The sequence below is a fragment of the Pseudomonas sp. B21-036 genome, from assembly GCF_024748925.1.
Lineage (GTDB): Bacteria > Pseudomonadota > Gammaproteobacteria > Pseudomonadales > Pseudomonadaceae > Aquipseudomonas > Aquipseudomonas palmensis.
Genome location: NZ_CP087178.1, coordinates 1,105,012 through 1,129,845, shown reverse-complemented (window position 1 = coordinate 1,129,845; position 24,834 = coordinate 1,105,012). Strand labels below are relative to the sequence as shown.

28 protein-coding genes are annotated in these 24,834 nt (G+C 63.9%); 11 read left to right on the top strand and 17 right to left on the bottom strand.

Annotated features, from left to right (window positions below; genetic code table 11):
• Window positions 1–5: 5 nt before the first annotated feature.
• The 8 genes from hisG to LOY33_RS04950 form a co-directional block, all read right to left on the bottom strand.
• Window positions 6–641, bottom strand: a complete 636-nt coding sequence (gene hisG / locus LOY33_RS04985) for an ATP phosphoribosyltransferase (RefSeq protein WP_043862446.1) — start codon at window positions 639–641, stop codon at window positions 6–8.
• A gap of 97 nt (window positions 642–738) precedes the next feature.
• A complete protein-coding gene (murA, locus tag LOY33_RS04980; RefSeq protein WP_043862447.1) occupies window positions 739–2,004 on the bottom strand; it encodes a UDP-N-acetylglucosamine 1-carboxyvinyltransferase in 1,266 nt (421 codons plus the stop codon).
• A 23-nt stretch (window positions 2,005–2,027) separates the two neighbouring features.
• Window positions 2,028–2,267, bottom strand: coding sequence for a BolA family protein (locus tag LOY33_RS04975; protein WP_010223373.1), 240 nt, complete (start codon window positions 2,265–2,267; stop codon window positions 2,028–2,030).
• 115 nt (window positions 2,268–2,382) lie between these two features.
• Window positions 2,383–2,685 carry a lipid asymmetry maintenance protein MlaB gene (locus LOY33_RS04970; RefSeq protein WP_054916378.1) on the bottom strand — a complete coding sequence of 101 codons (303 nt, stop codon included), beginning with the start codon at window positions 2,683–2,685 and terminating at the stop codon, window positions 2,383–2,385.
• Window positions 2,682–3,332, bottom strand: coding sequence for a phospholipid-binding protein MlaC (locus LOY33_RS04965; protein ID WP_043862449.1), 651 nt, complete (start codon window positions 3,330–3,332; stop codon window positions 2,682–2,684). The genes LOY33_RS04970 and LOY33_RS04965 overlap by 4 nt, the downstream gene beginning before the upstream one ends.
• Before the next feature lie 9 nt (window positions 3,333–3,341).
• A complete protein-coding gene (gene mlaD / locus LOY33_RS04960) occupies window positions 3,342–3,809 on the bottom strand; it encodes an outer membrane lipid asymmetry maintenance protein MlaD (protein WP_043862450.1) in 468 nt (155 codons plus the stop codon).
• Window positions 3,809–4,606: a lipid asymmetry maintenance ABC transporter permease subunit MlaE gene (mlaE, locus tag LOY33_RS04955; RefSeq protein WP_043862451.1), complete on the bottom strand. Its 798-nt coding sequence runs from the start codon at window positions 4,604–4,606 to the stop codon at window positions 3,809–3,811. The genes mlaD and mlaE overlap by 1 nt, the downstream gene beginning before the upstream one ends.
• Window positions 4,606–5,415: an ATP-binding cassette domain-containing protein gene (locus LOY33_RS04950; protein WP_043862452.1), complete on the bottom strand. Its 810-nt coding sequence runs from the start codon at window positions 5,413–5,415 to the stop codon at window positions 4,606–4,608. The genes mlaE and LOY33_RS04950 overlap by 1 nt, the downstream gene beginning before the upstream one ends.
• Window positions 5,416–5,671: 256 nt before the next feature.
• Between LOY33_RS04950 and LOY33_RS04945 the strand changes: the two genes are divergently transcribed.
• The 10 genes from LOY33_RS04945 (at window position 5,672) to LOY33_RS04900 (ending at window position 12,689) form a co-directional block, all read left to right on the top strand.
• Window positions 5,672–6,646, top strand: a complete 975-nt coding sequence (locus LOY33_RS04945; RefSeq protein ID WP_043862453.1) for a KpsF/GutQ family sugar-phosphate isomerase — start codon at window positions 5,672–5,674, stop codon at window positions 6,644–6,646.
• Window positions 6,647–7,171 carry an HAD family hydrolase gene (locus LOY33_RS04940; RefSeq protein ID WP_043862454.1) on the top strand — a complete coding sequence of 175 codons (525 nt, stop codon included), beginning with the start codon at window positions 6,647–6,649 and terminating at the stop codon, window positions 7,169–7,171.
• Between the two features lie 8 nt (window positions 7,172–7,179).
• Complete coding sequence (lptC, locus tag LOY33_RS04935) at window positions 7,180–7,752, top strand: LPS export ABC transporter periplasmic protein LptC (RefSeq protein WP_043862455.1); 573 nt, start codon at window positions 7,180–7,182, stop codon at window positions 7,750–7,752.
• Entirely contained in the window at window positions 7,739–8,263 is a 525-nt protein-coding gene (lptA, locus tag LOY33_RS04930) for a lipopolysaccharide transport periplasmic protein LptA (protein WP_054916380.1), read from the top strand. Before lptC ends, lptA begins: the two co-directional genes overlap by 14 nt.
• The gene (lptB, locus tag LOY33_RS04925) at window positions 8,264–8,989 is read left to right on the top strand and encodes an LPS export ABC transporter ATP-binding protein (RefSeq protein WP_043862457.1); all 726 of its coding nucleotides are present in this window, start codon (window positions 8,264–8,266) and stop codon (window positions 8,987–8,989) included.
• A gap of 188 nt (window positions 8,990–9,177) precedes the next feature.
• Entirely contained in the window at window positions 9,178–10,671 is a 1,494-nt protein-coding gene (locus LOY33_RS04920; protein WP_043862458.1) for an RNA polymerase factor sigma-54, read from the top strand.
• Between the two features lie 82 nt (window positions 10,672–10,753).
• The gene (gene hpf / locus LOY33_RS04915) at window positions 10,754–11,062 is read left to right on the top strand and encodes a ribosome hibernation-promoting factor, HPF/YfiA family (protein ID WP_043862459.1); all 309 of its coding nucleotides are present in this window, start codon (window positions 10,754–10,756) and stop codon (window positions 11,060–11,062) included.
• 12 nt (window positions 11,063–11,074) lie between these two features.
• Window positions 11,075–11,539: a PTS IIA-like nitrogen regulatory protein PtsN gene (gene ptsN / locus LOY33_RS04910; protein WP_043862460.1), complete on the top strand. Its 465-nt coding sequence runs from the start codon at window positions 11,075–11,077 to the stop codon at window positions 11,537–11,539.
• Between the two features lie 2 nt (window positions 11,540–11,541).
• Complete coding sequence (gene rapZ / locus LOY33_RS04905; protein WP_043862461.1) at window positions 11,542–12,396, top strand: RNase adapter RapZ; 855 nt, start codon at window positions 11,542–11,544, stop codon at window positions 12,394–12,396.
• Window positions 12,397–12,416: 20 nt separating this feature from the next.
• Window positions 12,417–12,689 carry an HPr family phosphocarrier protein gene (locus LOY33_RS04900; RefSeq protein ID WP_043862462.1) on the top strand — a complete coding sequence of 91 codons (273 nt, stop codon included), beginning with the start codon at window positions 12,417–12,419 and terminating at the stop codon, window positions 12,687–12,689.
• Window positions 12,690–12,704: 15 nt separating this feature from the next.
• Here the strand turns inward: LOY33_RS04900 and LOY33_RS04895 are convergent, their stop codons facing one another.
• From LOY33_RS04895 to pmbA, 6 genes are all read right to left on the bottom strand, one after another.
• Complete coding sequence (locus tag LOY33_RS04895; protein ID WP_058541430.1) at window positions 12,705–13,598, bottom strand: ZIP family metal transporter; 894 nt, start codon at window positions 13,596–13,598, stop codon at window positions 12,705–12,707.
• Window positions 13,599–13,609: 11 nt separating this feature from the next.
• Window positions 13,610–14,218 carry a superoxide dismutase gene (locus LOY33_RS04890; protein WP_258662008.1) on the bottom strand — a complete coding sequence of 203 codons (609 nt, stop codon included), beginning with the start codon at window positions 14,216–14,218 and terminating at the stop codon, window positions 13,610–13,612.
• Between the two features lies 1 nt (window position 14,219).
• Complete coding sequence (locus LOY33_RS04885; RefSeq protein ID WP_043862465.1) at window positions 14,220–14,681, bottom strand: tetratricopeptide repeat protein; 462 nt, start codon at window positions 14,679–14,681, stop codon at window positions 14,220–14,222.
• Between the two features lie 29 nt (window positions 14,682–14,710).
• On the bottom strand, window positions 14,711–16,087 hold the full coding sequence (locus LOY33_RS04880; RefSeq protein ID WP_058541428.1) for a lyase family protein: 1,377 nt from the start codon (window positions 16,085–16,087) through the stop codon (window positions 14,711–14,713).
• Entirely contained in the window at window positions 16,080–16,481 is a 402-nt protein-coding gene (locus LOY33_RS04875) for a hypothetical protein (protein WP_043862467.1), read from the bottom strand. Before LOY33_RS04875 ends, LOY33_RS04880 begins: the two co-directional genes overlap by 8 nt.
• Window positions 16,482–16,649: 168 nt before the next feature.
• Window positions 16,650–17,996: a metalloprotease PmbA gene (gene pmbA, locus LOY33_RS04870; RefSeq protein ID WP_258662005.1), complete on the bottom strand. Its 1,347-nt coding sequence runs from the start codon at window positions 17,994–17,996 to the stop codon at window positions 16,650–16,652.
• Window positions 17,997–18,104: 108 nt separating this feature from the next.
• On the opposite strand from pmbA, the gene yjgA reads away from it, so the two are divergent.
• Complete coding sequence (gene yjgA / locus LOY33_RS04865) at window positions 18,105–18,626, top strand: ribosome biogenesis factor YjgA (protein WP_043862469.1); 522 nt, start codon at window positions 18,105–18,107, stop codon at window positions 18,624–18,626.
• A gap of 42 nt (window positions 18,627–18,668) precedes the next feature.
• Here yjgA and tldD read toward each other — a convergent pair whose 3' ends face one another.
• The 3 genes from tldD to LOY33_RS04850 are packed head-to-tail and all read right to left on the bottom strand — an operon-like array spanning window position 18,669 to window position 24,787.
• Window positions 18,669–20,108 (bottom strand): metalloprotease TldD, encoded by a 1,440-nt coding sequence (tldD, locus tag LOY33_RS04860; RefSeq protein WP_043862470.1) that lies wholly within the window; start codon window positions 20,106–20,108, stop codon window positions 18,669–18,671.
• Window positions 20,109–20,110: 2 nt separating this feature from the next.
• A complete protein-coding gene (locus LOY33_RS04855; protein ID WP_054916383.1) occupies window positions 20,111–20,962 on the bottom strand; it encodes a carbon-nitrogen hydrolase family protein in 852 nt (283 codons plus the stop codon).
• Window positions 20,963–20,971: 9 nt separating this feature from the next.
• Window positions 20,972–24,787, bottom strand: a complete 3,816-nt coding sequence (locus tag LOY33_RS04850; RefSeq protein WP_258661994.1) for a YhdP family protein — start codon at window positions 24,785–24,787, stop codon at window positions 20,972–20,974.
• Window positions 24,788–24,834 lie beyond the last annotated feature (47 nt).

Genomic DNA, 24,834 nt, shown 5'->3' with positions numbered 1-24,834 from the left:
AGGGGTCAGCCGCGGTGTCGCGATTCCACGGCCAGACGCAAGGCGTCGATCAGGCTCTGGATGCGTGCGTGCTGCATCTTCATCGAGGCCTTGTTGACCACCAGCCGGGAGCTGATGGTGGCGATCAGTTCCTGGGGTTCCAGGCCGTTGGCACGCAGGGTGTTGCCGGTGTCGACCACGTCGATGATCTTGTCGGCCAGGTTGATCAGCGGTGCCAGCTCCATCGAGCCGTACAGCTTGATGATGTCGACCTGACGGCCCTGCTCGGCGTAGTAGCGCTTGGCGACGTTGACGAACTTGGTGGCCACGCGCAGGCGCCCCTTGGGTTCGGCAGCGCCGATGGCACCGGCGGTCATCAGCTTGCATTGGGCAATCTGCAGGTCCAGCGGCTCGTACAGGCCCTGGCCGCCGTACTCCATCAGCACGTCCTTGCCGGCCACGCCCAGGTCGGCGGCGCCATGCTCGACGTAGGTCGGCACGTCGGTGGCACGCACGATCAGCAGGCGCACATCGTCCTGGGTGGTCGGGATGATCAGCTTGCGGCTTTTGTCCGGATTCTCGGTAGGCACGATGCCCGCCTCTGCCAGCAATGGCAGGGTGTCGTCGAGAATGCGGCCCTTGGACAGCGCGATGGTCAACATGGGAAACGTCAATCCTTAAGCGGCTTTAGCCGCCGGACCCGTGCAGGCGCCCGACGGCAATCGATTCTTGTGGCGCGTCCCTGCGCCGAGTGCAGGGCTAGCCCGGTACGCGACGGATCTTCGCGCCCAGCATCTGCAGTTTCTCTTCGATGCACTCGTAGCCACGGTCTATGTGGTAGATGCGATCGATCAGGGTGTCGCCCTCGGCGACCAGCGCCGAAATGACCAGGCTGGCCGAAGCCCGCAGGTCGGTGGCCATGACCGGAGCGCCCTTGAGGGTCTTGGTGCCGGTGACGATGGCCGTGTTGCCTTCGACCTGGATCTGCGCGCCCATGCGGTGCATCTCGTACACGTGCATGAAGCGGTTTTCGAAGATCGTCTCGATCACCGCGCCCGTGCCTTCGGCAATGGCGTTGAGGGAGATGAACTGCGCCTGCATGTCGGTAGGGAACGCCGGGTACGGGGCGGTGCGCAGGTTCACGGCTTTCGGCCGCTTGCCGTGCATGTCCAGCTCGATCCAGTCTTCACCGGTGGTGATTTCGGCACCGGCTTCCTTGAGCTTCTCCAGTACCGCCTCGAGGATGGTCGGATCGGTGTCCTTGACCTTGACGCGACCGCCGGTCACGGCAGCGGCCACCAGGTAGGTGCCGGTCTCGATACGGTCGGGCATCACGCGGTATACCGCCGAACCCAGGCGCTCGACGCCGTCGATGGTGATGGTGTCGGTACCGGCACCCTGCACCTTGGCGCCCATGGCGTTGAGGAAGTTGGCCAGGTCGACCACTTCCGGCTCGCGCGCGGCGTTCTGCAGCACGCTGCGGCCCTTGGCCAGGGCAGCGGCCATCATGATGTTCTCGGTACCGGTCACGCTGACGGTGTCGAAGAAGAAGTGCGCACCGCGCAGGCCGCCTTCAGGCGCCTTGGCCTTGATGTAGCCGCCTTCGACTTCGATCTTCGCGCCCATCGCCTCGAGGCCGCGGATGTGCAGGTCGACCGGGCGCGAGCCAATGGCGCAGCCGCCAGGCAGGGCCACTTCGGCCTCGCCGAAACGGGCGACCATCGGGCCCAGCACCAGGATCGAGGCGCGCATGGTCTTCACCAGCTCATACGGCGCGACCAGGGTCTTGATGGTGCGTGGGTCGATCTCCACCGCGAGCTTCTCGTCGATCACAGGCTCGATGCCCATGCGACCGAACAGCTCGATCATGGTGGTGATGTCGTGCAGGTGCGGCAGGTTGCCGACGGTGACCGGGCCGTCGCACAGCAGGGTGGCCGCCAGAATCGGCAGCGCTGCGTTCTTTGCGCCGGAAATGCGGATTTCGCCATCGAGACGAACGCCGCCAGTGATAATCAGTTTGTCCATTGGAATCTCGCCGCCAAGTTGGCTCAGGTGCGCTCAGCCCAGGCTGCGCTGCTGAAAAATTTCATGGTTACCGCATGGATGCTGCCATCGGTGATCCACGGGTTCAGGTGAGCATAGATCTGCTGCTGACGCTTGACCGGGCTCAGGGCCGCCAATTCGTCACTGATTACGTTCAGCTGGAAGTTGCAGCCTTCGCCTTCAACTTCGACCCGGGTTCCCGGCAACTTTTCTTCAAGGAAGTTCTTAACTTCTACGGCCTGCATGCTCAACCTCAATCGGCGCCCTGTGCGCGCGGGTCGGCCATCATACAAAAAAGCCCCTCGCCTGCGAACCCCGTAAACGAGGACTCTGACAGAGGGGCCCGTCGCGCACCCGTATTTATTGACCGGCCAGCAGCTCGCCGAGCCCGTACACCTGAGCGATTTCGTGCATGCCATGGGGCATGCCGCGCACCTCGATGGTCTTGCCCGCCGCCTGCCCGTCACGGGTGAAGGCCAGCAGCAGGGACAGACCCACGCTGCTGGAAAGCTCCACCGCCGAACAGTCCAGCACCAGCGATGGCTCGCGACTGGCAGCAATCAGGGCCCTGCCCTGCTTGCGCAGCACCGGGCCGGTGCGGTAATCCAGCACACCGGACAGGCTCAGCACGCCGGGTGCGGCAAGGGTGACTGCCGCACTCATTGGGCCTGCTTCTCGGCCGCTTGCTCGGTGGTTTCCTTGGCCTTGGCCACTTCGCCGGCCCAGCCGTCGATGGTCTTGTCCAGGTCGTTGCCGTTGCGCTGCATGGCGTCGGCGAACTGGTCACGGAACAGCTTGCCGATGTTGATGCCGTTGACGATGACGTTACGCACCTTCCACTCGCCATTGAGCTTGGTCAGGGTGTAGGAAACCGGGTAGACGGCGCCGTTGTTGCCCTTGACCGTCATGTCGACGCTGGCACGGTCGTCGCCGTCCTTCTTCTCGGCGCCCACGGTGATGCCCTGGTTGTTGTATTCCAGCAGGGCGTTGCCATAGAACTGCATCAGGCTGCGCTTGAAGTTTTCCTGGAAGCGCTGCATCTGGGCCGGGGTAGCCTTGCGCGAGTACTTGACCGTCATGATGCTGCGGGAGATGCCATCGGCATCCACCACCGGTCCCAGGTTGGCGTTGAGCGCATCGTAGAACGCGCTGGGGTTGGCCTTGTACTGCTCCTTGTTCGCCTTGAGGTCGGACAGCAGTTGCGTGGTGGTGGTCTGGATCACTTCTTTGGGCGATTGCGTGGCCGCAACGGCCATCAACGGCAGGCTCGCCAGCAATACCAACAGGCCGCGTCGCAGGATGGAAATCATGGAAACTCCTTATTTAGCTTCTTTGCCAACGGTATTGAGCAAAAACTTGCCAATCAGATCTTCCAGTACCAGCGCCGACTGGGTGTCATGGATGGTTCCACCTTCCTTGAGCACCGCTTCCTCACCGCCCACGCTGATGCCGATGTACTTCTCGCCGAGCAACCCGGCGGTCAGGATCGAGGCGGTGGAATCGGTCGGCAGGTTGTCGACGCGTTTTTCCAGCTGCAACGTCACCCGACCGGTATAGGTATCGCGGTCCAGATCGATGGCCGTGACCTTGCCGATGGTTACACCGGCCATGGTCACTTTAGCTCTGACAGTCAAACCGGCGATATTGTCGAAGTAGGCGTAAAGTTTATAGGTATCGCTGCTCGGGCTGGCGGACAGGCCGCTGACGCGCAGGGCCAGCAGAAGCAGTGCCAGGATCCCGGCCAGGAGGAACAGGCCGACACCGATTTCCAGGGTGCGGTTTTGCATCAGAAATCTCCAAACATCAAGGCGGTCAGAATAAAGTCCAGACCCAGGACTGCCAGCGAGGCATAGACCACGGTCTTGGTAGTGGCACGGCTGATCCCCTCTGAAGTGGGCTCACAGTCATAGCCTTGGAATACGGCAATCCAGGTGACGACGAAGGCAAACACGAGGCTCTTGAGCACCCCGTTGAGTACATCGTCGACGAACGAAACGCTGTTCTGCATGTTCGACCAGAAGGAACCTTCATAGACTCCCAGCCAGTCCACCGCCACCCAGGACCCGCCCCAGATGCCGACCACGCTGAAGATCATCGCCAGCAGCGGCAGCGAGATGAAGCCGGCCCACAGGCGCGGTGCAACGATGTACTTGAGCGGGTCGACGCCGATCATCTCCAGGCTCGACAGCTGCTCGGTGGATTTCATGTTGCCGATTTCGGCCGTCAGCGCCGACCCGGCCCGCCCGGCGAACAGCAGCGCGGTCACCACCGGGCCCAGTTCACGCAGCAGGGTCAGGGCAACCATCTGCCCCACCGCCTGTTCCGAACCGTACTTGGTGAGGATGCTGAAGCCCTGCAGGGCCAGCACCATGCCGATGAACACGCCGGACACGACGATGATGGCCAGCGACATCACGCCGACCGAGTACAGCTGCTTGACCAGCAACTGGAACCCGCCGCCAATCCCGCCGCGCCCCACCAGGGCATGCAGCAGGAACAGGCAGGAGCGCCCCAGCACGGCCACTACGTCGATCGCGGAGCGACCAAACAGACGAATACGTTCGAGCAATGACTTTCTGCGCATCAACGCTTCCCCAACAGATCGGCGCGGTAATCAGGCGCAGGAAAATGAAAGGGCACCGGACCATCCGGATCGCCTTTCATGAATTGGCGGATACGCGGGTTGTCCGACTCCATCAGCTCCTGCGGCGTACCCTGGCCCAGTACCTGGCCGTCCCCCACCACATACAGGTAGTCGGCAATGCTCGCGGTTTCTGCAAGATCGTGCGAAACCACGATGCTGGTGATGCCCAGCGCATCGTTGAGCAGGCGGATCAGGCGTACCAGCACGCCCATGGCGATCGGGTCCTGGCCGACGAAAGGTTCGTCGTACATGAGGATCTGCGGGTCCAGGGCAATCGCCCGGGCCAGTGCCACACGGCGCTTCATGCCGCCGGACAGTTCGTCGGGCATCAGTTCGATGGCGCCGCGCAAGCCCACGGCCTGCAGCTTCATCAGCACGATGTCGCGAATCATTTCCTCGGGCAGCTGGGTATGCACCCGCAGCGGGAAGGCGACGTTCTCGAACACGTCGAGGTCGGTGAACAGTGCACCGCTCTGGAACAGCACGCCCATGTGCTTGCGCGCGTCGAACAGGTCGCTGCGCGACAGGGTCGGCAGGTTTTGCCCGGCCACCCACACCTCGCCGCTGGCAGGGCGCAGTTGCGCGCCCATCAGACGCAGCAGCGTGGTCTTGCCGCACCCGGAAGGCCCCATGATGCCGGTAACCTTGCCGCGGGGAATGCGTATGTCGACATTATTGAAGATGCTGCGCGCGCCGCGCTTGAAGGTCACGCCCTTCAATTCGACCGCGTAGGCGTTATCAACGCTCATCTAAACTCCTTGCGATGCAGCCTTTTCACTCAGACGCCAACCTCCTTCATGGAGGCACGCACGCTCCGAGCGGGCCGAACAGGCGGCGAACTATAGCACCGCTGATAGAGCCACCCCAAGGCCATCACCGAGGCTGTTCAGCTCAAGTTAAGGCTCACTTAAGGTTTCTGGCAGAGCATCCTTGCAATCACAGGTGAGGCTTTGGCGCATTACCGCTATAATCCCCGCCTTTTCATCAGGCAATCCGATCTACGACATGAGCCAATCCACCGACCTGATCCAATCCGCACAGCGCACCATCCGTCTCGAGATCGAAGCGGTAGAGGGCCTGCTGGCCCATATCGACGCCGATTTCGTCAAGGCCTGCGAGCTGATCCTGGCCAGCAAGGGCCGGGTCGTGGTGGTGGGCATGGGCAAATCCGGGCACATCGGCAACAAGATTGCCGCCACCCTGGCCAGCACCGGCACCACGTCGTTCTTCGTTCACCCCGCCGAGGCCAGCCACGGCGACATGGGCATGATCACCCGGGACGACATCATCCTGGCACTGTCCAACTCGGGCACCACCAACGAAATCGTGACCCTGCTGCCACTGATCAAGCGCCTGGGCATCAAGCTCATCAGCCTCACCGGCAACCCCGACTCGCCGCTGGCCAAGGCCGCCGAGGTCAACCTGGACGCCCGCGTGGGCCAGGAGGCCTGCCCGCTGAACCTGGCCCCGACGTCCTCCACCACCGCTGCGCTGGTACTCGGCGACGCCCTGGCCATCGCCCTGCTCGAGGCGCGCGGCTTCACCGCCGAAGACTTCGCCTTCTCGCACCCGGGCGGCGCCTTGGGCCGACGCCTGCTGCTCAAGGTCGAGAACGTGATGCACGGCGGTGACGAACTGCCCCAGGTTCAGCGCGGCACGCTGCTCAAGGACGCCCTGCTTGAAATGTCTCGCAAAGGTTTGGGCATGACCGTGGTGCGCGAAAGCGACGGCCGCCTGGCCGGGGTGTTCACCGACGGCGACCTGCGCCGCAGCCTGGATCGCAACATCGACGTGCACACCACGCTGATCGACGAAGTGATGACCGTACACGGCAAGACCGCCCGCGCCGAGATGCTCGCGGCCGAGGCCCTGAAGATCATGGAAGACCACAAGATCAGCGCGCTGGTGGTGGTGGACACGCTCGACCAGCCGGTCGGCGCCCTGAACATGCACGACCTGCTGCGCGCCGGAGTGATGTAAATGAACGACGATCTGCTGCAACGCGGCAAGGCCATCAAGCTGGCGGTATTCGATGTGGACGGCGTGCTGACCGACGGTCGCCTGTACTTTCTCGAGGACGGCAGCGAATTCAAGACCTTCAACACCCTCGACGGCCAGGGCATCAAGATGCTCATGAACTCGGGCGTGACCACCGCGATCATCAGCGGGCGCAAGACGCCGGTGGTCGAACGTCGTGCGAAAAACCTCGGCATCCCGCACCTGTACCAGGGCCGCGAAGATAAACTGGTGGTGCTCGACGACCTTCTTGGTCAACTGGGCCTAAGCTATGAACAGGTTGCCTACCTGGGCGACGACCTGCCAGACCTGCCGGTGATTCGCCGGGTCGGCCTGGGCATGGCCGTAGCCAGTGCCGCTCCGTTCGTGCGCCAGCACGCCCATGGCGTGACCCTTGCGCGCGGAGGCGAAGGCGCAGCCCGCGAGTTCTGCGAACTGATCCTGCAAGCCCAGGGCAACCTGGACGCGGCGAATGCCAACTACCTGTAGAGCGATCCATGTTCAGTAAAAAGATCCGCAATATCGCGCTGTTCAGTGTGATCGCTGCCTTGTTTGCAGCGGTCGGCTACTGGAACATCAGCCCCGAGACGTTCCTCGACGAACCCGCAGCGCAGGTCGACGAAAGCGCCATCGACTACTACGCCATCAATGCCCACAGCGTGCAGTTTCTGCCCGATGGCAAGCTGCAGTACGAGATGACCGCCGACAAGGTCGAACACCTCAAGGCCAGCGAAGTGACGCTGCTGACCACGCCGGACCTCAACATGTACCGCGGTACCGCCTACCCGTGGCACGTGCAGAGCACCCGCGGCGAGGTCAACCCGGACGGCACCGAAGTGGAACTGATCGACAACGTGCGGGTTGCCCGCACCGACGACCAGAACCGCGAAACCATCATTACCACCACCCGCATGACAGTCTTCCCGCAGAAGCAATATGCGCAGACCGAGCAAGCCGTTAGAATCGACGGCGCCGGTGGCACAACTACGGGCAAGGGAATGAAAGCGTATCTGAAAGACGGCAGGATGAACCTGCTGTCCAACGTAAGAGGACAGTATGAGGCTCGTTAAAACCCTCCCCTTTTTGCTCAGCCTGAGCGCAGCACTGGGAAGCGCGAGCGCCTGGGCCCTGCCGAACGACCGTGATCAGCCTATCCGTATCCAGGCTGACCAGGCTCAACTGGATGACAAGAAAGGCGTTGCCACCTATACCGGTGACGTGATCATCACCCAGGGCTCGATGATGATCAAAGGCAACACCGTGACCATCACCCGCACTGCCTCCGGCGATATCGACGTCGTGACCTCGGTGGGCAACCTGGCCTACTTCGAGCAGCAGCAGAGCGCAGCCAAGCCGGACAAGATGCAGGGCTACGGCAAGACCATTCAGTACAATGCGCCACAGAACCGCATCGTGCTGATCGACCGCGCCAAGGTCATCAATGAAGGCAACACCACCGAAGGCGAGAAAATCGTCTACGACACGGTGAAGCAGATCGCTACCGCTGGTCGCGGTGGCAAAGTCACCGAGTCGCGTCCGCGCATCGACATGGTGATCCAGCCGAAGAAGAAGGCCGAGTAGATGGCAACCCTCAAAGCCCAGCACCTGGCCAAGGCCTACAAAAGCCGGCAAGTCGTGCGTGATGTCAGCCTGTCCATCGACAGCGGCCAGATCGTCGGCCTGCTCGGCCCCAACGGCGCCGGCAAGACCACCTGCTTCTACATGATCGTCGGCCTGGTACAGGCCGACCAGGGCCGCGTGCTGATCGACGACCTGGACGTCAGCCACCAGCCCATGCATGGTCGCGCACGTGCCGGCATCGGCTACCTGCCGCAGGAAGCCTCGATCTTTCGCAAGCTGTCGGTGGCCGACAACATCATGGCGATCCTCGAGACCCGCAAGGAACTCGACCGCGATGGTCGCCGCAAGGAGCTTGAAAGCCTGCTGCAGGAATTTCACATCAGCCACATCCGCGACAACCTGGGCATGAGCCTGTCCGGTGGTGAGCGGCGCAGGGTGGAGATTGCCCGGGCACTGGCCACCGCGCCCAAGTTCATCCTGCTCGACGAACCTTTCGCCGGTGTCGACCCGATCTCCGTGGGCGACATCAAGCAGATCATCCACCACCTCAAGGCCAAGGGCATCGGCGTGCTGATCACCGACCACAACGTCCGTGAAACCCTGGATATCTGCGAAACCGCCTACATCGTCAACGATGGCCAGCTGATCGCCGAAGGCGATGCACAGACCATCCTGGCCAACGACCTGGTGAAAGAGGTGTACCTCGGCCACGAGTTCCGCCTGTAAGCTGCGGCACATGGCTGAACATGGCGCTGCCTGGGCGCTGGCAAATGGCTCCACCCGGGGTTAATTGTTCCAGCGCTCTAGGCAAACGCTTTGATTTCAGGCATATAATTTGCTTAAAGTTGGCGCCTCTCGCGCCCTTGTAGTAGATGGCGCCTGTGCGCCGGCGAATAAGGTGTTAAGCCCCAGCCATGAAACCATCGCTCGTCCTAAGAATGGGCCAGCAACTGACGATGACTCCTCAGTTGCAACAGGCTATCCGACTGCTCCAGCTCTCCACCCTGGACCTGCAACAGGAAATCCAGGAGGCGCTGGAGTCCAACCCGATGCTCGAACGCCAGGAAGAAGGCGAGGATTTCGACAACAGCGACCCGATGGCCGACAACGCCGAGACCAAGCCGGTTGCCGAACCTCAGGAGAGCAGCTTCCAGGAGTCCGCCCCCACGGTGGACAACCTCGAAGAAGGCGAATGGAACGAGCGCATCCCCAACGAACTGCCGGTCGACACGGCCTGGGAAGACATCTACCAGACCAGCGCCAGCAGCCTGCCCAGCAATGACGATGACGAGTGGGACTTCACCACCCGCACCTCCGCCGGCGAGAGCCTGCAGAGCCACCTGCTGTGGCAGCTCAACCTGGCACCGATGTCCGACACCGACCGGCTGATTGCCGTGACGCTGATCGACTGCATCAACAACCAGGGGTATCTCGAGGAAACCCTCGAAGAGGTGTGCGAGTCGTTCGACCCGGAACTGGACATCGAACTCGACGAAGTCGAGGCCGTGCTGCACCGCATCCAGCAGTTCGAGCCCGCCGGCATCGGTGCCCGCAACCTCAGCGAATGCCTGCTGCTGCAACTGCGCCAGCTGCCACCGCGTACGCCGTGGATGGCCGAGGCGCAGCGCCTGGTCAGCGACTACATCGACCTGCTCGGCAGCCGCGACTACAGCCAGCTGATGCGTCGCATGAAGCTCAAGGAAGACGAACTGCGCCAGGTCATCGAACTGGTACAGAGCCTCAACCCGCGCCCCGGCTCGCAGATCGAGTCCAGCGAAGCCGAATACGTGGTGCCAGATGTCATCGTGCGCAAGGATTCCGACCGCTGGCTGGTCGAGCTGAACCAGGAAGCCGTGCCGCGCCTGCGGGTCAACCCGCAATACGCCGGTTTCGTGCGTCGCGCCGACACCAGCGCCGACAACACCTTCATGCGCAACCAGTTGCAGGAGGCGCGCTGGTTCATCAAGAGCCTGCAGAGCCGCAACGAGACGCTGATGAAGGTGGCCACGCAGATCGTCGAGCACCAGCGCGGCTTTCTCGACCACGGCGACGAAGCGATGAAACCGCTGGTACTGCACGATATCGCCGAGGCGGTGGGCATGCACGAGTCGACCATTTCGCGGGTGACCACGCAGAAATACATGCACACCCCGCGCGGCATCTACGAACTGAAATACTTTTTCTCGAGCCACGTGAGCACCTCCGAGGGCGGCGAATGCTCGTCCACGGCGATCCGCGCGATCATCAAGAAACTGGTCGCGGCTGAAAATCAGAAAAAGCCATTGAGTGACAGCAAGATCGCTGGTTTACTGGAGGCACAAGGCATCCAGGTAGCCCGTCGCACCGTCGCCAAGTACCGCGAGTCCCTTGGCATTGCACCGTCGAGCGAACGCAAGCGATTGATGTGACATCCCCTGAGATGTGCCACCGCAATTCAGTGGCAGGCGCAACACCTGCCTCTTATGCACCGGCAACAAAAGGAGAAGCTGTATGCAAGTCAATATCAGTGGACAGCATGTAGAAGTCACTCCGCCACTGCGCGAGTATGTCGAGCAGAAGCTGAAACGACTGGAGGGTCACTTCGACAAGATCACCAACGTGACGGTGATCATGAAGGTCGAAAAGCTTCAGCAGAAAATTGAGGCTACCTTGCAGATCCCGGGCGGCGAAGTGGTTGCCAACGCCGAACATCAAGACATGTATGCAGCGATCGACGCCCTTACCGACAAGCTCGACCGCCAACTGAAAAAACACAAGGAAAAACAGCAAAGCCTCCTGCAAGGTGCAGCGGCCCGCTGATCCCCCCCACCCATGATCCGACTAGAAGATATCCTGACCCCCGGCCGTTCCCTCGTGAACGTGCCGGGCGGCAGTAAAAAGCGTGCGCTCGAACAGATTGCCAATCTGATCGGCAAGGAAGTACCCGAGCTGGACACCCAAACCGTGTTCGAGAGCCTGATCGCCCGTGAAAAACTGGGCTCGACCGGCTTCGGCAATGGTATCGCCATCCCGCACTGCCGCTTGAAAGGTTGTGAAAAACCGGTAAGCGCCCTGCTGCACCTGGACGCTCCCATCGACTTCGACGCCATCGATGGCGCCCCCGTCGACCTGCTGTTTCTGCTGCTGGTCCCGGAAGCCGCCACCGATGCGCACCTTGAGCTGCTGCGCCAGATCGCCAGCATGCTCGACCGCAAGGACGTGCGCGACAAACTGCGCGCGGCCACCGATAGCCAATCCCTGTACCAGGTCGTACTGGACGTGCAAAACGGGCACTGAACATGCGCTTGATCATCGTCAGCGGTCGCTCCGGCTCCGGCAAGAGCACCGCGCTCGCGGTACTTGAGGACAACGGCTACTACTGCATCGACAACCTGCCTGCCGGGTTGTTGCCGCAACTGGCCGAAAACGCACTGATCAATACCGAGCTGCTGCAGCCGCTGGTGGCCGTTTCCATCGACGCGCGCAACCTGCCCAGCCACCTGAGCCGCTTCCCCGAGCTGCTGGAGGATGCCCGCAGCAAGCACATCCATTGCGATGTGGTGTACCTGGACGCCGACGAAGAAACCCTGCTCAAGCGCTTCTCGGAGACGCGCCGACGCCACCCGCTGACCAATACGCAACGCTCCCTGGCCGAAGCCATCCGGGTAGAGAGCGACCTGCTGGGGCCGATCGCCGACCTGGCCGACCTCAAGATCGACACCACCAACCTCAACCTGTACCAGCTGCGCGACTCGATCAAGCTGCGCCTGCTCAACCAGCCCGAGCCTGGCACGGCGTTTCTGGTGGAGTCGTTCGGCTTCAAGCGTGGCATGCCGGTCGACGCCGACCTGGTGTTCGATGTGCGCTGCCTGCCCAACCCCTATTGGAAGCCCGAGCTGCGGGATCATTCGGGGTTGGAGCAACCGGTCATCGACTACCTGGCCGCGCAACCGGACGTCGAGGAGATGTTCCAGGACATTTCGTCGTACCTGCTCAAGTGGCTGCCACGGTTCGCCGCCAGCAACCGGGCCTATGTCACCATCGCCATCGGCTGCACCGGCGGTCATCATCGCTCGGTGTACATCACCGAACGCCTGGGCCAGGTGCTGCAACAAACATTGAAGAACGTCCAGGTTCGCCACCGCGACCTCTAGCCCTCAGGATCCCGCCCGCGATGCCCGCAATTGAAATCGAGATTATCAACAAGCTGGGGCTGCACGCCCGAGCAGCGGCCAAGTTCGTTGGCGTGGCGGGCAAGTACCCGTGTTCGGTGCGTGTAGGCCGTACCCCGGAGTCGATGGTCGATGGCAAGAGCATCATGGCCGTGATGATGCTCGCCGCCGGCAAGGGCACGAGCATCCACCTCAAGACCGAAGGCGAACAGGAAGCCGAAGCGCTGCAAGGCCTGGTCGAACTGATCAACAACTATTTCGACGAAGGCGAGTAACCTCGCCTTCTCGCTTCAGGACAACGCGGTATCCATCACCATCATCAGGCAGAACCCGATGCACAGCCCCAGGCTGGCCAGGCGATGATTGCCGTTGCTGCGTGACTCGGGAATGATCTCCTGGGTCACCACCAGCAACATGGCCCCGGCAGCGAAAGCCAGGCCCAGCGGCAGCATCAGTTCGGCGACGCTCACCACCCACGCGCACAGTACCGCCGCCAGTGGCTCCACCAGCCCGGATGCCGCGCCGATCAGAAACGCCTTGAAACGGCCCATCCCCGCTCCAGCCAGCACCAGCGCGATCACCAACCCCTCTGGCACATCCTGCAGGGCGATACCCATGGCCAGGCTGTCGGCATCCGGCATGCCGCCACCGGCCGACACCCCGATGGCCATGCCTTCGGGGATGTTGTGGGCAATGATGGCAATCACGAACACCCAGATGCGCGCCGGAATCACCGGCCTGCCGGGCACGGCGACCAGGTCGTCCGGTGTTGCGCCCGAGACCCTGCGGTCCACCAGGTAGATGCAGAACGCACCGAACAGCAGGCCGAAGCTGATCAGGCCACCTGCCCCCCATTTGCCGAAGCCGACCGCCTGTGCGGCGTCCAGCCCCGGGATGATCAACGAGAACGCCGTGGCGGCCAGCATCACGCCTGCACCGAACCCCATCAGGGTATCGGCCACGGCCACCGGCATGCTGCGAATCACCAACACCGGCACTGCGCCCAGGGCAGTGCCCAGCGCACACATGGCCCCACCCTCAAGCGCACGCAACATCCGCGGTTCCAGGTCCAGCCAGGCGAAGCCCTGTACCAGCAGCAACGCCGTCCCCACCAACAGCAGCAGTGTGCCCAGCGCCAACCTGAACAGGCGCACACCGCCAATGGCCATCACCTCCGAGCGCATGCCGCTAGGACTCACACCAGGGCAGCAACGTAGCGACGCTCTACTTCGGACCAGTTGATCACGTTGTAGAAGGCGCCGATGTATTCGGGGCGACGGTTCTGGTACAGCAGGTAGTAGGCATGCTCCCACACGTCCAGGCCAAGAATGGGCGTATTGCCGTTCATCAGCGGGCTGTCCTGGTTGCCGCTGCTCTCTACCACCAGGGTTTTCTGCGGCGTTACGCTCAGCCACGCCCAGCCACTGCCGAAGCGGGTCAGCGCAGCCTTGGTGAACGCATCCTTGAATGCCTCGAAACCGCCCAGCTGGTCATCGATCGCCTCGCCCACCGCGCCGTGGGGCTGACCGCCGCCGGGCGCCATCACCGTCCAGAACAGACTGTGGTTGGCGTGCCCGCCGCCCTGGTTGATCACTGCGGCCTGCAGATTCTGCGGCAGGCTCTTGACGCTGGCGACCAGCTTCTCGATCGGCCACTCGGCGTATTCGGTGCCCTCGATGGCGGCATTGAGGTTGTTGATGTAGGTCTGGTGGTGCTTGCTGTGGTGAATCTGCATGGTCTGGGTGTCGATGTGCGGTTCCAGCGCATCGTAGGCGTATGGCAATGCAGGCAAGGTATGCGGCATATCAGTGGGTTCCATAATGAAGGGCTGGGGGCTGTAGTTGTTCCTGGCCAGCAAACAGCGCCGGCTGCGCCCCCTGGCGGTAGAGCAGGCGTTCGGTACGGGGGTACTGGCCATACTCGCTGATGAAATTGAGCAGTTCGGTGTAGGTCTTGCTGCTCTGGCGCAGCGCCGCATCGCGCAGCAACGGCGAAAGGCGCTGATCCTGGCTGGCCTGCAACAGGCGCTGGTGGATGGCGCACAGGTACTCGGCGCTCTCCTGCGGCTGCTTGAGGCGCAAATGCAGGTCGGCCAGGTTGTGGTGCGAAATCACACAGGCGGCCACCGCCTCGTCGGCGTCCTGCCAGCGCTCGAACAACACCTGGGCCAAGGCCAGGGCCTGCAAGTACAACTCGCGGGCATCCACCAGATCGCCCTGTTGGAACAGGCGGTTGGCTATTTCAGTGGTGCGTTTCCAATGCTGCATGACAGAAACCTCCGAAGCGGTGGGCGGTGTCAGATACCGCCGGCCGTGAGTTTTTCAGGGTCGAGCAGGACTTCCAGCTGGCTGCGCGGCAGGTCGGTGTGTTCCAGCGCAACCTCGATGATCGGGCGCCCCTGCTTGTAGGCGGTCTTGGCGATTTCGGCAGCCTTCTGGTAGCCGATGATCGGGTTCAGCGCGGTCACCAGGATCGGGTTGCGCGCCAGGGCTTCCTTGAGCTTGGGTTCGTTGACCTTGAAGGTGGCGATGGCCTTGTCGGCCAGCAGACGGCTCACATTGGCCATCAGCTCGATGCTGCCCAGCAGGTTCTGCGCAATGATCGGCAGCATCACGTTCAGTTCGAAGTTGCCCGACTGGCCCGCCACGGCGATGGCCGCATCGTTGCCGATGACCTGCGCGGCCACCATGGCGGTGGCTTCCGGAATCACCGGGTTGACCTTGCCCGGCATGATCGAGGAGCCGGGCTGCAGCCCTTCAAGCTCGATCTCGCCCAGCCCGGCAAGCGGGCCGGAGTTCATCCAGCGCAGGTCGTTGGCGATCTTCATCAGGGCCACGGCGGTGGCCTTGAGCTGGCCGGAAACAGCCACGGCGGTGTCTTGCGAGCCGATCAGGGCAAACAGGTTTTCCCCCGGCACGAACTGCACCCCGGTCAGGCCGCTCAGTTGCTGGCTGAAGCGCGCGGCGAACGCGGGGTGGGCGTTGATCCCGGTGCCCACCGCAGTGCCGCCCTGGGCCAGGGCCTGCAGGCTTGGCAGGGTGTCGTTCAAGTGACCGATGCCCGCCTTGACCTGTGCCGCCCAGCCGCCCAGCACCTGGCTCATGCGCACGGGCATGGCGTCCATCAGGTGGGTGCGACCGGTCTTGATGAACGGGTGCACTTGCTCGGCCTTGTGCTCGATCACCTGCACCAGGTGCTTGAGCGCCGGCAGCAGTTGTTCGTGCAGGGCCAGCGCGGCGCTCACGTGGATGGTGGTGGGGATGATGTCGTTGCTGCTCTGGCCGCAGTTGACATGGTCATTGGGGTTTACCGTGTCGCCCAGCACACGGCTGGCCAGGGTCGCGATCACCTCGTTGGCATTCATGTTGGAGCTGGTGCCGGAGCCGGTCTGGTACACGTCGACCGGGAAGTGCTGCATGAAATCGCCAGCCAGCAACTGTTCCACGGCGGTGACGATGGCAGCGCCCTGTGCCTGGCTGATCTGCTCCAGCTCGACGTTGGCCTTGGCGGCGGCGGCCTTGGCCAGCAGCAGGGCCCGGATGAACTGGGTCGGCATGCGCTGCTGGCTGATCGGGAAGTTGTTCACCGCGCGCTGGGTCTGGGCGCCATACAGGGCCTCGGCCGGCACCTGCAGCTCACCCATGCTGTCACGCTCGATACGGGTATTACTCATCATCAAGTCCTTGCATCAGTTCAGCGAAAGAAATCGAAGGCAGCAGCGTGCAGTTCGCCAGTTGCAGGGCGAAGGGCTGCCAGCGCTGGCCGTGCTCGCCGCCGTCGAGCTTGCGCAGCTGCAGCAGCGGCTTCCAGGCCTGGTCCAGGCACAAGCAACGCCAATGCCACGGCAGCATGCGGTCGCACGCGGTGTCGAGCAGCAGGCGGAAGGAAGTCAAGGCGACGGTCCAGGCCGAGGTCTCGGTGCAGCAGACCAGGTAGCGACCTTCGGCCAGGTAGTGTTCGATCAGGCGCGGCTCGTCGGGCTCGAGGGCACAGCGAATTCGCCGGCTCAGCCAGCGCCAGTTTTCGAGGTAGGGCAATTCGTGAAGGACAGGTCTCATGAACATCATCGCCTAGATAATGATAGTCATTATTAAGTGATAATCAGAATCAGTTCAAGTGCGACCAAAGGCGAAAAGCAAAAAGCCCGGCACGGGGCCGGGCTTCGATGTGTAACCTGAGGTGGCCCTTCGCCGGCAACGCCGGCGCCTACGGGGACCGCGCACAGGCCGGCGGTGTCAGCTGCCGGCGACCGTCATGCGCTCGATCAGCACCGAGCCTGTGTGAATATTGCTACGGGTTTCAAGATCGTTGCCGATAGCGACAATCTGCTGGAACATGTCCTTCATGTTGCCGGCAATCGTGACTTCCTGAACCGCAAACTGGATCTCGCCGTTCTCCACCCAGTACCCCGCTGCCCCGCGCGAATAGTCACCGGTCACCATGTTCAAGCCATGCCCCATCAGCTCGGTCACCAGTAACCCGCGCCCCATGCGGCGCAGCAATGCAGCCTGATCTTCGACCCCATGCGTGACGAACAGGTTGTGCACGCCACCGGCGTTGGCGGTGCTTGGCAGCCCCAGCTTGCGTCCGGAATAGGTGCTCAGCACATACGACACCAGCTCGCCATTTTCGACGAACGGCTTGGCATAGGTCGCCAGGCCGTCCCCATCGAACGAGGCACTGCCCAGGGCACGCTGCAGGTGCGGCCGCTCGTCCAGGGTCAGCCAGCTGGGGAACAGGCGCTGGCCCATGCAGCCTTCCAGAAACGACGACTTGCGGTACAGGTTGCCGCCGGAAATCGCCGACAGGAAACTGCCGAACAACCCGCCGGCCAGCTCCGCCGAGAACAGCACCGGTACCTCACAGGTCGGCACCGGACGTGCGCCCAGGCGCGCCGCCGCACGCTGTGCCGCGCGACGCCCGATACTCTGCGGATCGGCCAGCAGCTCGCCCTGGCGGTTCACGTCATACCAGTAGTCACGCTGCATCTGTCCGTCACCTTCGGCGATCATCACGCAGCTCAGGCTGTGGCGGGTGGAGGCGTAGCCACCGATGAAGCCGTGGCTGTTGCCGTACACCCGGCATCCCTGGTGGGTGCTGAGTGTGGTGCCATCGGCGTTCTTGATGCGGGCATCGGTGTCGAACGCCTCGGCTTCGCAGGCCAGGGCCTTTTCGATGGCCTGCTCGGGGGTGATGTCCCAGGCGTGATAGAGGTCGAAATCCTGCAGGTCACGGGCCATCAGGGCCGGGTCGGCCAGGCCCGAGCATTCGTCCTCGGAGGTGTGCTTGGCGATGGCCAGGGCCGCCGCCACGGTTTCGCGGATGGCATCGCTGCCACTGGCCGAGGTGCTTGCCGAGCCCTTGCGCTGGCCCACATACAGGGTGATGCCGAAGCCTTGGTCGCGGTTGAACTCCACCGTCTCCACCTCGCGCTGGCGCACCGAGGTCGACAGCCCCTGCTCCAGCGATACGGCCACTTCGCAGGCGCTGGCGCCCTGGCGCCGGGCTTCGGCGATGATCTGTTCGACCTGTTCCTGCAACGCCGGCAGGGCCTGCGGACCTACGCTCTGGACTGCACTCATGGTTTTCTCCACTCAAATTCTGCGTTCGGCTCGGGTCAATCTACGACCGGACCGGACAAGCGGCCCCCGACTGGTTATCATGGCGGCGATTCTCAGCGGACTGCCCCCATGGTTGATTCTTACGACACCGCCTTCGACGGCGAAAAAAGCAAAACCCAAATCAAGCGCGAGATGCAGGCGCTGGTTGATATGGGCGAGCGCCTTACCACGCTCAAGCCCGATATCCTGGCCAAACTGCCCTTGACCGACGAACTGCGCGCGGCCCTGGAAGAGCACAAGCGGCACACCGCGAACGAAGCCAAGCGCCGTCACAAGTCGTTCATCGGCAAGCTGATGCGCGACCAGGACATCGACGCGATCCTCGCGCTGCTCGACCAGCTCGACGCCTCTTCGCGCCAGTACAACGAACGCTTCCACAACCTCGAACGCTGGCGCGACCGGCTGATCGGCGGCACCGACGACGTACTGGAGAAGTTCGTCCAGGAGTACCCGGACGCCGATCGCCAGCAGCTGCGCTCGCTGATCCGCCAGGCCCAGCACGAGCTGGCGCGCAACAAGGCGCCCACCGCCAGCCGCAAGATCTTCAAGTACATCCGCGACCTCGACGAAATCCAGCGCGGCCTGCGCTGATTCTCGCCACCGGGCAGGCACCCTGCCCGCCCGGTTTCATGCTCATGCGCCCGTGCCACCCACGGTGATCGCATCGATCTTCAGGGTCGGCTGGCCAACGCCCACCGGCACCGACTGCCCATCCTTGCCACAGGTGCCCACACCACTGTCCAGCGACAGGTCGTTGCCGACCATCGACACCCGGCTCATGGCCTCGGGGCCGTTGCCGATCAGCGTCGCACCCTTGACCGGCGCGGTGATCTTGCCGTCTTCGATCAGGTAAGCCTCGCTGGTGGAGAACACGAACTTGCCGCTGGTGATGTCCACCTGGCCACCGCCGAGGTTGGCGCAGTAGATGCCACGCTTGACCGAGGCGATGATCTCCGCCGGGTCGCTTTCGCCGGCGCGCATGTAGGTGTTGGTCATGCGTGGCATCGGCAGGTGCGCATACGACTCGCGCCGCCCGTTGCCGGTGACTGCCATACCCATCAGGCGGGCATTGAGCTTGTCCTGCATGTAGCCCTTGAGAATGCCGTTCTCGATCAGTGTGGTGCATTCGGTCGGGGTGCCTTCGTCATCCACGCTCAACGAACCGCGGCGCCCTTCGAGGGTGCCGTCGTCGACGATGGTGCACAGGCTGGACGCGACCTTCTCGCCCAGGTGGCCACTGTAGGCCGAGCTGCCCTTGCGGTTGAAATCGCCCTCCAGGCCATGCCCGACCGCCTCGTGCAGCAGCACACCGGACCACCCGGCGCCCATCACCACCGGCAAGGTGCCGGCCGGTGCCGGAATGGCCTCGAGGTTGACCAGTGCCTGGCGCAGCGCCTCGCGGGCAAAACCCATCACCCGCTCGTCGGTGAAGTAGCGGTAGTCGGTGCGCCCGCCTCCGCCATGCCCGCCACGTTCGCGACGGCCATTCTGCTCGACGATCACACTGACGTTGAAGCGCACCAGCGGCCGCACGTCGGCCGCCAGGCTGCCATCGGCAGCGGCCACCAGAATGCGCTCCCACACCCCGGCCATGCTCACGCTGACCTGCTGGATACGCGGGTCCAGGGCACGCGTGGCCACGTCGACACGCTTGAGCAGCTCGACCTTCTCGGCGCGGCTGAGCACATCCAGCGGGTTGCCCGGCGCATACAGCGCGGTCACGTCCTGGCTCTTGAAGGCCTGCACGCTGCCATTCTGGCCGGCGCGGGAAATGGAGCGCGCGGCGCGTGCAGCGGAAGTCAGGGCTTCGAGGTTGATCGCGTTGCTGTAGGCAAAGCCGGTCTTTTCACCAGACTGGGCGCGTACCCCGACCCCCTGGTCGAGGTTGAAGCTGCCTTCCTTGACGATGCCGTCTTCAAGCGCCCAGGACTCTGAAATCTGGCCCTGGAAGTACAGGTCGGCGGCGTCGATTCCCGGCCCGGCCAACTCGCCCAGCACCGATTGCAGGCTGTCGAGGGTCAGGCCGCCCGGCGCCAGCAGGTGATCGCTGACAGTGGATAACAACTCGCTCATAGTCACTCCGAGGTGTGCGCAGGCCGCAATGCGTCCTGCGAAAAAAAGCGCCGGTGCGAGGCCACCGGCATCCGCGCCCGAATGGACGCCTGTTCGCTGCTGTCGCGGGGCGCCAGCAGCACCGCTTCACCGCTGGCCTGCTGGGCAACGATACGCCCCCAGGGGTCGACGATGGCGGCATGGCCATGGGTTTCCCGTGGCCCCGGGTGCGTGCCGCCCTGGGCGGCCGCCAATACGTAACACTGTGTCTCTATGGCCCTGGCACGAATCAGCACGTCCCAATGGGCCGCACCGGTTACTGCAGTAAAGGCTGCCGGTGCACTGATCAGTTCGGCTCCGGCCGCACGCAGCGCGCTGTACAGCTCGGGAAAGCGCAGGTCATAGCACACGCTCAGGCCAAGGCGCCCCACCGGGGTATCGGCCACCACCACCCGCGCGCCGTGGGCATAATCGTCCGACTCGCGGTAGCGGCCACGGTTGTCGGCCACATCCACATCGAACAGATGCAATTTGTCGTAGCGGGCCACCTGCTCGCCGTGCTCGTCGACCAGCAGGGAGCAGGCATGGGCTTTGGCCTCGGGCCGGTCGAGCGGCGGCAGCGGCAAGGTGCCCGCTACAATCCATAACCTGAGGTCGCGGGCGGCCTGTTTCAACCATGGGAGGATCGGCCCCTCCCCCAGCGCCTCGGCCCGGCCGATGGCGGCGCTGTCGCGCCGGCCCATGGCAGCGAAGTTTTCCGGCAGCACCGCCAGCCGCGCGCCCCCTTCGGCAGCCCGCTCCAGCAGGGCACGGGCCCGCGCCAGGTTGCCCGGCACATCGTCCTGGCTGACCATCTGAATAACCGCTGACGTCATGTCCATGTTCTAGCGCGACTTCTCGAAAGGTTTGATAAAGCTAATCTTAGGCTCTTTCCACGGGCCCTCGACGCGGTAATGCACACTGGCATAGCGCGCCACCCGATCCCCCAGCAGCCGGTCCACCAGGAACAGCGCCCCGCCCACCGCTGGCGCGCCCACGATCAGCGCCGCCAGGGGCAGGTTGTTGGTCACCGGCAAGGTCACCTGCAAGGTCGCATCGACCCGGTCCCGAACCATGTCCAGGGTGCCATCGAGCTCGAGGTTACTGGACGGGCCGGTCAGGGTGATCGGCTCGCGCGTCACATACACCCCCTCGCTTGCCACCAGCAGGCCCTTGACCCGGTCGTAGCTCAGGCCCTTGTCGAGCAGGTCGGAGAAGTCCAGGCGCAGGCGCCGGCCGATCGAGTTGAAATTGAGCAGGCCGAACACGCGCAAGGCCTGCGCCCCGCCTTCCACTTCGACGAACTGCCCCTTGCGCAGCAAGGCATCGAGGTTGCCGGAGAAGTGCTTGAGGCTGACCCAGGCCGGCGACCCCTGCCAGCGTCCGTCCACGTCCAGGCGGAAGTCGCGGCTGGTCACCGTCGGCGCGAAGCCCCAGGCGGTCAGCACATCGGCCAGGTTCTTGCCTTCCAGGCGCCCCTTGTACCAGCTGTCGCTGCGCCCCGGCGTGCCTTCCCAGGTGGCGGTGCCATCGATCGCCAGGCCCTTGAGGTTCAGGTCCAGGTCGTTCAGGGCCACGCCCTTGGAGGTGGGACGGGTTTTCAGCGCGACGCTGCCGAGCAGATCATCGCCAAGGAACAGCCTGCCGATGCTCAGGTCGATCGCCGGGATCTTGCGCGGGTCGACATCGGCCAGCGGGTCCGGTCCGTCCACTGCGCTGGCGTCGGCCGGGTCGGACGGCGGCAGGTGGAGGGTCGGCAGGTTGATCACGATCGGGGCGCCCTTGGCATCGGGCAGGCGAGCCGTGCCGATGACCTCCTTGCTGTCCAGACGCAGGTTCCAGAAGTTGCTCCCGCGGTCCAGGCGTACCACTGCCTGGTTGAGGGTCTGGCCAAAGCCCTTGAGCTGGCCGATGCTCACGTCCACGCTGTTGAGCACCTGCCGGGCATTGCCGCCCGGATCGTCACCGGCCATCTGCTCGAACTGCTTCTGCCAGGGCTCAATGTCCAGCTGGGCGAGCCGGCCACGCACCCGCAGGCCCTGACCGGCCGGCAGTTGCGCCGTGCCGTTGCCCAGCAGCAGCTCACCGCGCCCCTGGCCGAGCTTGCCGGCAGGCGCGGCATAGGCCAGCCTGGCGACGTCGGCGTAGGCCACATCGAAGCGCTGTTGCGGCCCTTGCAGGTTCATCTTGAACTGCGTGGCCCGGGTTTCGCTGACCGCCTTGCCGAACGGCGCCGGCAGGTCCACTTTCAGGCCCTTGAGGGTAGAGTCGATGCTCAGCTGGTTTTCGCGGCTACCGACACTGACCTGCAACTGGTAGGGGATTTCTCCGGAGGCTGGCAAGGGCTGGGTGAATTTCAGCCAGTCGGTCAGCGCCTTCAAGGCGATCTGGCCCTTGGCGGCGATACGGGTCTGCAGTTGCCCAGGCTGCCCTTCGGCAAAGATCTGTGCGCTGATGGGCTTGTCGAAGGCGCGCGCGGTGATGTTCTGGCCGCTGAGCCCCTTGTCGAAGTCGAAGCGGAAAGTGCCGTTCAACTGGCTCAGCTCCAGCGGCGGTTCACTCAGCTTCAGGCGCGCCTGTTCGGTGCTGAAATCCACCAGCACCTTGGGCTGCTGGCCGTGCTCCAGGGGGATATCGAGCTTGAGCTTGCCCTGCAGCGTGCCCTCGCCTTCCCAGCCGGCGAAGGTCGGGCCGGTACCGATCGGCGCGTCCTGCAGGATCTTCACCCCGTCGGCCAGGCGCCCGTCGAACTCTCCGTCCAGGTACAGGTGGGTATGCTCGCCTTCGTTCACATGGGGAATGTTCACGTCCACATTGCGCACCCGGGTGCCGAGCAACTGGCCGCTGCGCGCCTTGACCCGCACACCGGTGTCCTCGATGAACACGTCGCCATCGACCTTGCTCACGTGGGGCCAGCCGGGCTGGAAGTCCAACTCGGCGTCATGCACCTTGAAGAACAGGCTGATGCTGCGCGACTCGGGGGTCGCGCCGTGGTGCAACGAGCCCTGGTACTGGAAGTAGCCTTCATCCACCGCGCCCTTGAGGATTGCGGTGCGCAACCAGTGGTCCAGCGCAGGGCTGAGCACTTCGGGCAGGTACTTGGCGGTGTAGCGGCCATCGCCGTCGACCAGGCCCACACGCAGGTCCATGTAGTCTTCGCGTGCATCGTCGAACAGCAGCCGGATCAGGAAGTCGCCGGCAATCCTGCCCTCGTCACCCAGCACCTTCAGGTACGGCGCAACCAGGGTGAAACCCTCGGAGTCCAGTCGCCAGGTCAGGCGTGCATTGGCCTTCAGGTAATGCCAGGGGTCGGCGAAGATCGGCGTCAGGTGCAGCATGAACTTGTCGGTGTCCAGGCGCAGCTCGCCCTGGCCCAGGTCGCCGCTGATGCTGCCGCTGACATTCCCGGCAGCGGGGGCGCCGTGGTAGGCATTGAAGCCGACGCGGTCCAGGTTGGCTGCAAAGCTCAGGCGCTGATCGCCTTCGGCCCTGGGCCGCACGTCCAGGCGCACATTGCGCAGGCCGCCGGTGACCTTGAGGCCCTCGACCACGGCCATGCCCGCCTCCGGCAGCGGCGCGAGCGCCTGAATCAGCGGGGTCAGCGGGGTCAGGTCGAGGCGGTCGGCCTGGATTGCCCACACTTCATCGGCCGGCTCGGTGGCGGCGCTCTGCCTGAGTTGAACGTGGGATTCCCAGCGGGTGTCGCCCAGGCTCATGGCCAGGGAATCGAGCACCACGTCAAAGCCCTTGTCGCTACGCCTGAACCAGGCATTGAGCGCCAGGTTCTCGACCTTTACCGCCTTGCGACCGGCATGCGCACCCTTGAGCTGGGGCGCGTTGAGGCGCAGCGTCGCGGTCTGCAACTGGCCTTTGCCCCACCCTACCCAGGCCTCGCCACCGGCACGCAGTTCGCTGGCCGTGTACGGGCCCAGCAGCCGCGCCGGCACCCATTTGGCCCAGTCGCTCTGTGGCAGGCTGAGGTAGGCATCCACCGCACCGTCGCGCCACTGGTCGGCGCGCACGCGGCTGCGCAGGCTCAGGCTCATCGGCTGGCCGTCGGGCAGGGTCAGGCGCGCATCCAGGCGCTGGCGCACGCTGCCGGTCTGCAGCCCGAGGCTCACATAGGTCAGGGTCATCGGCTCATGCGCGAACGGCTCCAGGGTCACCTGGCTGTCGAGCACCGACACCTTCGCCACCACCTGGCTGCGTTCGAGCAACTGCTGTACATCCAGTGGCTGATCGTCCTGCACCGGCAGCCCCTTGAGGCTCCAGTGACCGTTTTCATCTTCGTGCAGGTTCAGTTGCAGGCCGCCCAGTTCGACCTGGGCCAGGCGGACCTGGCGCTGCATCAGGCTGGCCCACAGGTCGGGCACCACCTTGACCTCGTCCAGGCGCAAGGCGCCGGCGCCTTCGCCCAGCTGCACGTCGCGCACGCGCAACACCGGCGCAAGACCGCTCCAGCGGCCTTCCAGGGCACCGATATGCACCGGCATGCCCAGTGCGGCCTCGGCCTTCTGCTCCACCTCTGCGCGGTACTCGGCAACCAGTGGCACCAGCTCGCGGCCAAGGCTGACGTACAACGCCACCAGTACGGCAAGCAAGGCGCACAGGCCAAGCCCCCAACGGGTCAAGATGCCCAGAACGCGGATCAGACGCTCCATGGCAAGGGCTCCCCGTGTGGTCCGTTAACTATGGCCCGGTACGCGCA